We start from the raw sequence: 12,652 nt of genomic DNA, 5'->3' as shown, positions 1-12,652 counted from the left end.
ATTATAAGTCTTTTTTAACCAAAAGGTCAATAAAGATTTTTTGAAATAGAGCAAAGAAATTTTGGAGGTAACAATGCTAAATAGAAAAGAACATCCTCGACCGCAGCTAATAAGAAAGAAATGGCAAAGTTTAGATGGAAAATGGGATTTCACTTTTGACGATGAAGATATCGGCTTATTAAAACATTGGTATAACAGTTTTCCTAAATCCCATGAAATTGTCGTTCCGTTTACATATGAGACGGAATTGAGTGGTATTCAAGATACGTCTCACCATAAAATAGTTTGGTACCAACGAGCATTTGAAATAGAAAATGATCAAAATCAAGTTTTGTATTTCGAAGGTGTCGATTTTGAAGCAAAGGTCTGGCTGAATGGAAACTTTCTAGGTACGCATAAAGGTGGTTATGAAAGATTTTCTTTTGACTTAAAAACTTATTTAACTAAAGGAACAAATACTATTACAGTACGAGTTGAAGATTCACTTTCATGTGAACAACCAAGAGGTAAACAACGTTGGTTAAAAGATAACTTTGGGTGCTGGTATGTTCAAACCACAGGGATTTGGAAATCAGTTTGGATAGAAGAAGCCAATGAGCAAAGGATAAATCACTTAAAACTGACACCTGATTTGGATTCTGATCTAATAAAAATCGAGACTGAATTGAAAGATGCCACTGTTCTGCCTGAAAGTAAGAGTTACTTTATTGAAGCAGAGGCAAGTTTTAAAGGCGAGATAATTAGTTATTATAAAGGACTGTTTCATCATAATAGTAGTAGTTTTACTTTAGATACACGATCAAAAGAAAATGCTGATTCCGGAACGCATCGTTGGAGTCCGCATACCCCCAATTTATATGACTTAACAATTCGTTTATATAACGAGACAGGTGAGTTATTAGATGAAGTCGATAGTTATTTTGGGATGCGAAAGATTAGTATCGAAAATGGTCAAATTTTACTGAATAATCGGCAGTTATACCAACGCTTAATTTTAGATCAAGGTTATTGGCCTGAATCGGGCATTACACCTCCTTCGATTGCAGCAATGGAAAAAGATTTAGAAAAAATTTCCCAAATGGGCTATAACGGCTTGCGTAAACATCAAAAAATTGAAGATGAGCGTTTTTTATATTTGTGCGATGAAAAAGGGATTCTTGTGTGGGTGGAGATGCCTTCAACGTATGTCTTTAACGATGTAGCAATTGAGCAGTTTACCAAAGAATGGTTGGAAGTGGTTAAACAGCACTACAATCATCCGGCTGTTATTACATGGGTACCTTTTAACGAAAGCTGGGGGATTAAAGGGGTCAATGAGCAATCGCGCCCGCAACATTTTACTGAAGGAATTTATCATCTCACAAAAGCGATTGATTCCAATCGTCCTGTTATTACAAATGATGGGTGGGAACATACAATTTCAGATATTTTGACTTTGCATGATTATGAAGAAACGGGACTCGCATTTGCAAAACGATATTCAGATCATCAAGATTTTGCTGCTTATGGCTATTCAAATAAAGAAAAGATTGTGTCAAATGAAATTCAATTTAATGATGGCTGGTTTGCTTTTGCAAAAGGCTTCGAGTATAAAGGGCAACCAATTATGATTAGTGAATTTGGTGGTATTGCTTTTACAGTTGATAGTGAGGGGCAATGGGGATACGGTAATCAGGTGAAAAATGAAAACGAATTCATTGTTCGCTTTGAAAAAATACATGCCGCCATCCAGAGCATTCCATATATTGCTGGTTTCTGTTATACGCAGTTAACAGATGTAGAGCAAGAAGTAAATGGTCTATTAACTGCAGATCGTCAGGACAAAGTTGACTTGGAAAAAGTGAGAGAAATTAACGAACGTCGGCTCAATTTTAGTGAGATGAAAATAGAAAATAATTTTTGAACCAGGTACTAATTCGCAGTTTTTTTGTAAAAGAAACTAGCAATTTTATTATTTTTGGAGGAAGAGACATGAAAAAATGGAAGAAATCTTTATTGGGATTAACATTGTCAGCGGCTGTATTGGTATCACTTAGCGCTTGTGGGTCAGGTAGTGCAAGTTCTGAAGACAAAGGAGGAGACAGTAAAGGTTTTACTTTGTTGAGTCCTGACCACAGTGCGGACCATCCAAAAAATAAAGATCTTTGGATGTGGAAAGAGTATGAGAAAAAAACAGGTATTCCCATTACATGGCAAGAAACAAAAGATATTAACGAAAAGAAAAATTTACTTTTATCAGAATCAAAATTACCTGATGCTTTTTATCAAGTTTATTGGACATCAGATGAATTAGTTAAATATGGTGGACAAGGAATGTTTCAACCTATAGAAGATTTAATTGAAGAACATGCGCCAAACTTTAATAAATTAATGGAAGAACATCCTGAAATCAGAAAAAGTATTACTGCGCCAGATGGGCATATTTATTTCTTACCAGAATTGTCTATTGATCCACAAATTATGGGGCTAACATTTAGATATTATATCAATCAAGAATGGCTGGATAAATTAGGTCTTGAAAAACCACGTACAACAGAAGAATTAAAAGATGTGTTAACACAGTTTGTTACAAAAGATCCAAATGGAAATGGTAAAGCGGATGAACAAGGCTGGTATATGAATAGTGGCGAACTACCAAATAGTTTTGAAAAACTATTAATGGCAGCTTACGGTATGGGAACAGGCGGAAGAACAGGAATTGAGTCTTCAGTTTATTTTGAAAAAGATGGTTCAATGCAACTAACTTTAAACAGTGATCGGATGAAAGATGTCTGGAAATACGAAGCTGACCTTTACCAAAACGGTTTAATGTCTAAGAACTCTTTTGCGGGCGCTGATGGAGATAAATGGCGTGCAGATGCAGCAAATAATACAGTTGGGCTTTGGACGTGGGTTAGTCCAGAATTTATTGGGGGTTCAATTCAAGATAAATATACACCAATTAATGTCATTGCAGGTCCTGAAGGGGATAAGAGTTTAGTAATTAATGGCCCAGTAGGAACATCGGGCTTAGTTATTACTAAAGACTGTAAAGATCCAGGAAAACTATTGGAATGGACAGATTACTGGTACAGCCAGGAAGGTTCCGACTTTGGCTATTTAGGATCAGAAGATGTTACTTACCATAAAGTAGGAGATAAAAATGTTTATGTTGATAAAATTTTGAACTATGACAAAGGTGCGCAATTAGGGGCGTATCAGTACCTAGATAACGTTTACGGTGGAGGTTATCCTTATTTAAATCCTGCACAAGCTAATCGTGATATTGCACAAGGATTAGAACCAATTCAATATGATGATTTTAAAGAAGAATATATGCCAGAAAAAATGTTATCTCCGGTAATGCCAACACCAGAAGAATCTGGGCAGTTATCGACAATTATGACAGATATGAATAACTATGTTGAACAATCTCGAGTTAAATTTGTGACTGGAGAATGGAACTTTACTAGTGATTGGGATAAATATGTCAAACAGTTGAAAAAAATTGGTTCTGACAAATTACTCGAGATTCGCCGTACACAATATGAACGTTACGATAAGGAATAGCTAAATTTTTGTCCAGGCTTAAAGCAAAATGACAAAATCTGCTTTAAGCCTGGTTTTTTGAGAAATTGTTTTATTGATCTAATCAGCTTAGTATCAAGATACTGCGCTGAACAGTTTAATAAAACATGGAGAAAGGAAGAATAATAGATGGTAGAAAAAATATTATTCGATATGAAAAAACATAAATGGCTTAATACGTTATTCGTTGCACCGATGGAATCTTTTCACAAGTTATTATTTGATATAAAAAAGCATAAGTGGCTGTATATTATGCTCGTTATTCCCGTTTTATTTGTACTTATTTGGAATTACTGGCCAATGTATGGTGTTGTGATTGCTTTTAAAGATTATTCCCCTGCTTTTGGTATTTGGGGTAGTCCATGGGTTGGGTTCAAACATTTTCAACGTTTCTTTGATTCTTATTTCTTTTTAGAAATTATTATCAACACCATTCGCGTTAGTTTTTATAGTTTATTAGTTGGTATCCCATTACCGATTATTTTAGCACTGATGTTTAATGAAATTAAACGGAAATGGTTCAAATCGACAGTTCAAACAGTTTCATATATACCAAATTTTATTTCAGTAGTTGTAGTTATTGGAATGGTAACCTTCTTTTTCTCTGAGCAAGGTTCAATCAATCAGATTTTGACTTCATTACACATGAAACCAATTGATTTTTTAGGCGATGCAAAATGGTTTCCTCATGTCTATGTATGGTCAGGGGTATGGCAAGGCGTTGGTTGGGGAACGTTAATTTACACTGCTGCAATGTCTGGTGTACCTCAAGATCAATATGAAGCTGCTTATCTTGAAGGGGCAACACGGATGCAATGTATTCGCAACATCACAATCCCTGCGATTATGCCTACAATTGTTATTTCAGCAATTTTAGCAACAGGGAGTGTTATGTCCGTAGGTTTTGAGAAAGCTTATTTATTACAAAACGCCTCGAACCTTGCAACTTCTGAAGTATTGTCGACTTATACATATAAAGTCGGTTTGATTAATGGAGAATATAGTTTTTCTGCTGCAGTTGGGTTATTTAATAATATCGTCAATTTCATTATGCTTTTTGTTGTAAATAAAATTGCACAAAAAACTGGTGAAAATAGTTTGTGGTAGAAAGGCAGGTCTTTTAAATGGAAAAAATGCGATATATTTCAACTAAATCAGATAAAGTTTTTGATGTCGTAAATATTATTATTATTACATTACTGACGTTAATTCTGTTATATCCAATTATTTTTGTAGTAAATGCTTCTTTTAGTAATCCCAATAAAATTTACGAAGTACCTTTATTACTTTGGCCACGAGGATTTAATGTAAATGGTTACACAGAAATTTTAAAAAACAAAGATATTTTAGTTGGTTTTAAAAATGCAGTCATTTACACCGGGTTAGGAACGCTTGTTAGTGTTCTTGTTACGACGTTAGGCGCATATCCACTTTCTCGCAAAGATTTGCGTGGCCGCTCTATGTTCACCTTATTTTTCACTATTACGATGTTTTTTGGTGGAGGTCTAATTCTCACATATTTGGTAAACCAGCGTTTAGGTATCATCAATACGTTATGGGTAATGATTTTACCAGGTGCTGTAGGTGTCTATAATATGATTTTGATGCGAACATATTTCCAACAAAATATTCCTTCTGAATTAGTAGAAAGTGCTTATATGGACGGTGCCAATGATTTACAACTACTATATAAAATTGTGTTACCGCTTTCTACACCGATTATTGTTGTGATTGCTATGTTTAATGGGGTAGGGCGTTGGAATTCATATTTTGATGCCATGATTTATTTACGTGATCGAGCACTTTTTCCTTTGCAGTTAATTTTACGTGAAATCTTAATACAAGGACAATTTGGCGATGACGTGAATCAAACTTTAGTAGGAAGTGCACAAGCTGAATTAATGATGTTGAAATTGACCTTAAAATATAGTGTCGTTATTGTTTCAACGTTACCGGTTTTATTGTTTTATCCAATTGTTGCAAAATATTTTGAAAAAGGGATTTTAGTTGGAGCTATAAAGGGGTAAGAAAAATGGTTAATAAAATTTATGAAGTTTTTAATCGGATTTACTATTTAATGAAATTAAACGGATTGTGGCTTTTATTTACCCTTTTGGGTGGCGTTGTTTTTGGTGTTGTACCAGCGACGATTGCTCTTTATGCCTGCATTCGTCAACAGATCCGAAATGAAACCGAAAATCATTTGTATCAAATGTTTAAAAATTATTATGTGGAAAACTTTCGCCGTAGCATATTGTTTAGTATGGTTTTTGCCGTGGTTGTTGCCTTTTTCTTAGGTGAAACTATTATTTTGACAAATATTGGTTCAGGAAATTTATTACTTGAAATTGCAATTAAAGTAACGCGTTTATTAATAATTTTAAGTGTTGCCATGTTTTTTCCAATTTTTGTTCATTTCGATGTTAGAGGAATAAAAACAGTAGTACAACCTTTAATTTTCTTACTTATTTGTCCGTTTGAAGTCATTTATATGGGGTTGGTTTTTCTTGTAGTTAGTTTATTGTTTGCCGTTAGTCCATTTTTAATTCTTTTTATTGGCATTTCATTGCCGGCTTATGGGATGAGTGTAATCATGTTAAAAAAATTTGCTCGACTAGAAAAAAATATTAATTTTACAGCATCAGCTTAAGCAAAACAACTTGATTTTAAGGAGCATTTAAATGGATATTAATCAGATCGATACACGTCATGGTACGAGTAACTCTTTTGAGTTATCGCGAGGTAATTGCTTTCCCTTTACTGGAGTCCCTTTTGGAATGAATTATTTTGCTATTGAAACTCATGAAGATAATTGGTGGTTTCGGCCAGAAGCATTGCACTATCGTGGAATTCGTCTTTCGCATCAGCCAACGATGTGGGCAGGGACCAAAGGTGATTTTTGTTCTTTGAGAATTTTACCATTTACTAAAAATACCAAAGGTTTAACAGTAGTTCCTTACACACCACAACAATCGGATTTTCATCCTAATTATTTAAGAATTAGACAACTAAATAATCAGCTGGATACCACTTTAATCCCTTCTGAATATGGTGCAATTATTACAATGGAGTCACCACAAGAAAATAAAGGAATTATGATTAGCTTTCCAACTGATGGAATAATTACAAAAGCACAAGGTCATATAATTGAAGGGTATTCGAAACAATTACACGTTCATCGTACCGTTCCGTTGAAGTTTTATTTTCATATTGAAGTAAGTGAAGAGATTGTTAGTTTTAATGAAAAAGATGGTTCCTTTGAGATTGACTTTGCGGATGCAAATACTGTTGAATTGCGGCTAGGAACATCGTTTATCTCTTCAGAGTTCGCAGAAAAAAATTTACCAAAAATAAAAAAGGAGCTGCAATTACAACAAGTTACAACGCAATGGAATGAAAAGTTAGCTAAAATTACTGTTTTTGATCAAGATTTAGAAAAAGTAAAAACTTTTTATCACAATATGTATCGAGTATTTTTATATCCACAAAGATTGTATGAGTGGGATGAAAATGGAGAACCTATTCACAGAGATGCCTATGCGAATGAAGTGAAGCCGGGATATCTGTATATGAATAATGGTTTTTGGGATACGGCACGAACGGTTTATCCATTATTTTCTTTAATTGAGCTAGAAGAATATAAAAAAATATTAGCTGGTTTTTTAAATAGTTATCGGGAGAGTGGTTACTTACCAAAGTGGCTAGCGCCTGAAGATTCTGGGGGGATGCCAGGAAATTATATCGATGGCGTTATTGCAGATGCGGCAGTAAAAGGTATTGCGACAGAATTAATGCCTGAGTTCTTAGAGGGCATGTTACATTCTGCTAACTATCAAGAACCAAGTCGTAGTGCAGGGCGGTCATATGCTAATGAATACAATGCTTATGGTTATGTTCCGTCAGATCTTCACGAATCGGTCAATCACACATTGGATTATAGCTATAGTGACTATTGCATTGCAAAAGTTGCCGAAAAATTAGGCGAAAAAGAGATAGCTGAGATTTTTATAAATCAGTCTACTCGTTATCAAAATTTATTTTCTCATAAGGATAAGTTTATGGTGGCAAAAGACCGAAAAGGAAAATTTAAAGTGAATTTTAGTCCGTTTTCTTGGGGTGGTGATTACACAGAGGGATCTGCTTGGCAGTCTACCTTTTCTGTAAACCATGATATTGGTGGACTCATCGCATTATATGGCGGAGAAGATGCATTTGAAGAAATACTAGTAAAACTTGCCAATACGCCACCAGAATATACGGTTGAAGGTTATGGTCATGTGATTCATGAAATGGCAGAAATGGAAGTAAATGGTTTTGGTCAGATTAACGTGGGCAATCAACCAAGTTTTCATTTGCCATACTTATTTCACTTTATAAAAAAACCGTATTTTGCTCAACCTTTGTTAAAACAAGCCGTTAACCGTTTGTTTTCGGCTGGCTTTAAAGGATATCCTGGTGATGAAGATAATGGTAGTATGGCAGCTTGGTATATTTTTAACGCTTTGGGTTTTTATCCATTTTGCCCAGGTAGTGGTGAATATCTGATAGGGATTCCGAATTTTGATAAAGCGATTATACATTTAGCTAATAAAAAAGAGATTAAAATTACAACTAATTTAAACAATCCACAACAACAATTTATTCATCATATTACTGAGTGTGGAGAAAATTTTAAAAAATGTGTGCTTTCCCATGATGAATTAATGAAGGGAAAAGATTTCACTTTTGATTTGGGAATGGTACCCAATTTAAAATGTTTTGATGAAATTTTACCAGCTAGTGTAAGTAAAAAATTAGTACAAGAAAATAGTTATTAACTAATTAAAAATGCTTTAAAAGAATTATTGTAGACATAGAAATGGAGTTATTAGAAGATGACAAAAGTAAAAAGAGGAGCTTCAATTCCTCTAATTGTAAATGACCCTTATTTTTCAATCTGGTCCCCAGCGGACTGCCTAACAGATTGTGATACACAAAGTTGGACAGGAAAAGAACAGCCAGTTCGGGGGTACATTCGAGTAGGAAAAAGCACATATCGCTTTATGGGAGCAGATGATATTATTCCAGTAATTGATCAGACGGGTTTAGATGTCAGTGCAACGCAAACAACGTATACCTTTGAAAACGAAGTTGTTTTTTTAGAGGTAACATTTGCAGTTGATTTAGATTTACAGGATTTAAATAAAATTAGCGAGCCTGTGACGATGATAACAGTAAAAGCAGATATAAAAAATGGTAATGAAGCAGCAATAACATTTGCTTTTTCAGAAGAAATTTGTCGGGATCAAGCATCGGAGGAGCTTCACTGGCAAGCGATTACAACACCAAGTGAAAAAATGGTTTGGATGGGGAAAGGGAGACAAACACCACTGAGTTCTTCTGGAGATTTGATTGACATTGATTGGGGCTATCTATACCTAGCAGCTAAAAGTAATTTGGCAATTAATTACCAAAAAAAACATGGTATGTTATTAGCTAATTTTGCTGTTTGTTCGGGAGAAGAAGCAACAATTTTAGCTGCATACGATGATGTTCATGCAATTAATTATTTTGGTAGAGCAACTAATGCTTTATGGAAAGAAAATTATACGGGGATGTATGATTTACTACAAAATTATTTAGCCAATCTAGCACAAAGAAAAGCAAGTTGCAAAAAAATTGATAAAATGATTCAACAAGATGCCCATACAGCGGGTGGAGAAACACTTGATTTTATTACAGCATTTAGTTACCGCCAGTCAATATGTGCTCATAAGCTGATTCGAGATTCAGATGGAGAAATCGTCTTTTTGTCAAAAGAATGTAGCTCAAATGGATGTATTGGCACTGTGGATGTAAGCTATCCATCAATTCCTTTATATTTACTTTATCAGACAGAATTAGCCAAAGGTATGTTACGTCCGGTATATAAATTTGCTAATATGCCCGTATGGGAGTATGATTTTGCCCCTCATGATATTGGACGCTATCCTTATGCGACAGGTCAAGTCTATGGTGAGATAACTCATCCAAATAGTAAAGGCTGGTCAGATCGTGGTCCTCACGATACAGTATATGACTATTATCAGTTACCTAAAGGACAAAACGTCTATTGTTTTGAACAACAAATGCCGATTGAAGAATGTGGCAATATGTTAGCGATGATTTCAGCAGTTTATTTGCGGGATAAAGATGATAAGTTTTTTACGCAGTATTTAGCAACGAATCTAAAGTGGGCTGACTATTTAGCAACTTTTGGTCAGGATCCTGAAAATCAATTATGTACCGATGATTTTGCCGGCCATTTAGCACACAATTGTAATTTGTCACTAAAAGCAATTACTGCGCTCGGAATGTTTGGTACTGCATTACAAGTAGCCGGATATGAAGAAGAAGGAAATCTTTATTTCAATCAGGCTAAAAAAATGGCGGAAATTTGGCAAAAAAATGCTATTTCTAGTGGAGAGCACACACCATTAGCTTTTGACAAACCTGATAGTTGGAGTATGAAGTATAATATCGTATGGGACGATTTATTTAATTTAGGTTTATTTCCTGAGAAATTAATGCAAAAAGAAATTACCAAATATTTAGCAGAAGCAAATGAGTATGGAATTCCATTAGATCAACGTGCAGAATATACAAAAGCTGACTGGATTATGTGGATTTCAATTTTTGCTCAAAATGAAGAAGAGATGGAACAAATTATTGGGCCTGTACGTTACTATTTAGAAAATACAACAAATCGTGTACCATTTTCTGATTGGTACGACACAAAAGATGCCCGTGTGATGAACTTTAAAAATAGAACAGTTGTGGGTGCTATGTTTATGCCAATATTAAAACAGGCATTGATTAAAAACTTAGTGAATGTATAGAAAAAGAGGAAATTAAGATTAATCTTAGTTTCCTCTTTTGGTTTAATCAACTTGTCTACTCTTTTTAGAATGCAAAACAACTCTTTTTACCTATATCAAAGTAGATAACTCTGTGTGCGGTAGATTTAAATCCTCTGCCACTGCCTGCATTGTTAATTTACCTTGATAAGTATTAACACCGTGGTAAAGAGCGTTATTGTATTGCAATAAATCGGCTAAATTAGTCGAGGCTAAGAGTTTTACATAAGGTAAAGTAGCATTACTTAATGCATAAGTTGAAGTTTGGGGAACAGCTCCAGGCATATTTGCCACGGCATAATGAATGACCCCAGAATGTATATATGTGGGAGCTTCATGGGTGGTTACTTTACTACCGGTTGCAAAAATTCCACCTTGATCAATAGCAATATCCACAATAACCGATTCATTAGGCATGCTAGCTACCATTTCTTCTGTAACTAAAGTTGGTGCTTTGTGACCTGGAAGTAAAACCGCACCAATAACCAAATCAGCTGTTTTCAGTGAGGTACGAATATTTAATTCATTTGAAATAAGCGTTTGGACTTGACCGTTAAAGATATCATCTAATTCTTTTAAGCGGTCTAAGTTAATGTCCAAAATCGTCACGTGCGCGCCTAATCCAAGAGCCATTCGAGCCGCATTATAGCCTGAAACACCGCCCCCGATAATTACCACATTTCCTTGTCTTACCCCGGGAACTCCGGCTAGTAAAATTCCTTTTCCTCCAAAAGTTCGTTGTAAATATTGGGCTCCAATTTGTGCGGCCATTCTACCGGCGATTTCACTCATCGGTGCTAAAAGTGGGAGGGTATTGTCTGCTAACTGGACATTTTCATAGGCGATAGCAGTAACACCTTGATTCATTAATTCTTCTGTTAATTCTTTATTAGCAGCTAAATGCAGGTAAGTAAATAAGAGTAGTCCGGGTCTAAAATAATGGTATTCACTTGGCTGTGGTTCTTTTACTTTCATAACCAATTCACAATTCCAAACTTCAGCAACTGTTGTTAAGATTGCACCAACATCTAAATATTCTTTATCTGAAATGCCCGAACCCAAACCGGCACCTGTTTCAACTAAAACAGTATGTCCAGCTTTAATTAATTCTAAAACACCACTAGGCGGTAATGCGACGCGATTTTCATGATTTTTAATTTCTTTTGCGATTCCAATTTTCATGGACAAAACTCCTTTATTTAGTTATTTAGCTTATTATAATTACTATTTGCAAAAAAGGACTTCTCACTTTCTAGTATAGAATAAAAGAAAACGATTACAAAGTAACTTTTTGAAATTTAGAAAAAAAGTGACAAAATTCTTGTGATAAAACAATTCGATGGCTAGAATAAGAAAGACAAGAGGTGATGAGATGCTCAAAAAATTGCAAAAAAAATTAAATGAGTATAATCCACAATATCACGTTTTAAATTTAACTTTATCAATTATTTGGATTATTTTAATGTTACTAGATTTTGCATCTGTCATTAATATTAATGAAAATCCTTTTCGCATTTTAGATTATTTAATCTGGCTTTTATTTACTGTTGATTTTTGTGGCCGCTTAATTGTTGATCCAGATAAAAAAACTTTTTTCAAAAAGAATATTTTTGATTTAATCGCGATTTTACCGTTAAATTTTATTTTTGGTATTTTCGGTTTGGCTCATTTTGGCAAAATATCACGGATTAACCGAATCGCTCGCATTATTGGCTTATTTGGTAAGCTATCTCGCAATAAGCGAAGTATTTTATATACCAACGGTTTCATTTACGTCCTTTATATTAGTCTGGGGATTATTGTCATTGGTGCAGGTTTATTTTCAATTGCGGAAAATAGGTCTTTTGCCGATGCTTTGTGGTACGCAATTGTGACGGTAACAACAGTCGGTTATGGAGATATTGCCCCGACAACAGATGCTGGTAAACTGATTGCGGCTGTCTTAATGATTTTAGGGATTGGTTTTATCGGGATTTTAACTTCAACTATCACGTCTTACTTTAGTCATAAAAATGAAGCGATGCGGCAAGTTGAAGAAGATAGTGAGTTAGCGGAATTAAAAAAAGAAATTACAGCTTTGCATGCGCAGTTGGATCGGATTGAAAAATTATTAAAAAAATAGCTAAAAAGCAGGAGTAAATTGAACCAGATTTCAAAAGTTCAAATTACTCCTGCTTTTTTAGTTAATTAAAAGTAAATGTAACGCTGTT

At 34.6% G+C, this 12,652-nt stretch carries 9 protein-coding genes; 8 read left to right on the top strand and 1 reads right to left on the bottom strand.

Going from position 1 to position 12,652, the window contains the following annotated elements; genetic code table 11:
- The first annotated feature begins 73 nt into the window (after nt 1–73).
- The 7 genes from IGI65_RS11845 to IGI65_RS11815 all read left to right on the top strand — a co-directional run bounded on the left by IGI65_RS11845 (nt 74) and on the right by IGI65_RS11815 (nt 10,424).
- Nucleotides 74–1,903: a glycoside hydrolase family 2 protein gene (locus IGI65_RS11845; RefSeq protein ID WP_438774213.1), complete on the top strand. Its 1,830-nt coding sequence runs from the start codon at nt 74–76 to the stop codon at nt 1,901–1,903.
- Nucleotides 1,904–1,971: 68 nt separating this feature from the next.
- On the top strand, nt 1,972–3,549 hold the full coding sequence (locus IGI65_RS11840) for an ABC transporter substrate-binding protein (protein WP_438774212.1): 1,578 nt from the start codon (nt 1,972–1,974) through the stop codon (nt 3,547–3,549).
- Nucleotides 3,550–3,696: 147 nt separating this feature from the next.
- Nucleotides 3,697–4,674 carry an ABC transporter permease gene (locus tag IGI65_RS11835; protein ID WP_438774211.1) on the top strand — a complete coding sequence of 326 codons (978 nt, stop codon included), beginning with the start codon at nt 3,697–3,699 and terminating at the stop codon, nt 4,672–4,674.
- A gap of 17 nt (nt 4,675–4,691) precedes the next feature.
- A complete protein-coding gene (locus IGI65_RS11830) occupies nt 4,692–5,594 on the top strand; it encodes a carbohydrate ABC transporter permease (RefSeq protein ID WP_438774210.1) in 903 nt (300 codons plus the stop codon).
- 5 nt (nt 5,595–5,599) lie between these two features.
- Nucleotides 5,600–6,217: a YesL family protein gene (locus IGI65_RS11825; protein ID WP_438774209.1), complete on the top strand. Its 618-nt coding sequence runs from the start codon at nt 5,600–5,602 to the stop codon at nt 6,215–6,217.
- 31 nt (nt 6,218–6,248) lie between these two features.
- On the top strand, nt 6,249–8,384 hold the full coding sequence (locus IGI65_RS11820; protein ID WP_438774208.1) for a GH92 family glycosyl hydrolase: 2,136 nt from the start codon (nt 6,249–6,251) through the stop codon (nt 8,382–8,384).
- A gap of 57 nt (nt 8,385–8,441) precedes the next feature.
- Nucleotides 8,442–10,424, top strand: coding sequence for a glutaminase domain-containing protein (locus IGI65_RS11815; protein ID WP_438774207.1), 1,983 nt, complete (start codon nt 8,442–8,444; stop codon nt 10,422–10,424).
- 90 nt (nt 10,425–10,514) lie between these two features.
- Here the strand turns inward: IGI65_RS11815 and ald are convergent, their stop codons facing one another.
- Nucleotides 10,515–11,624 (bottom strand): alanine dehydrogenase, encoded by a 1,110-nt coding sequence (gene ald / locus IGI65_RS11810; protein WP_438774206.1) that lies wholly within the window; start codon nt 11,622–11,624, stop codon nt 10,515–10,517.
- A gap of 190 nt (nt 11,625–11,814) precedes the next feature.
- Here ald and IGI65_RS11805 point away from each other — a divergent pair, with 190 nt between their 5' ends.
- Nucleotides 11,815–12,564, top strand: coding sequence for a potassium channel family protein (locus tag IGI65_RS11805; RefSeq protein WP_071865018.1), 750 nt, complete (start codon nt 11,815–11,817; stop codon nt 12,562–12,564).
- The last annotated feature ends 88 nt before the right edge of the window (nt 12,565–12,652 follow it).

The organism is Enterococcus sp. DIV0755b (genome assembly GCF_051713765.1).
Classification (GTDB): Bacteria; Bacillota; Bacilli; order Lactobacillales; family Enterococcaceae; genus Enterococcus_C; species Enterococcus_C canintestini.
This window is presented reverse-complemented; position numbering and strand designations above follow the sequence as displayed.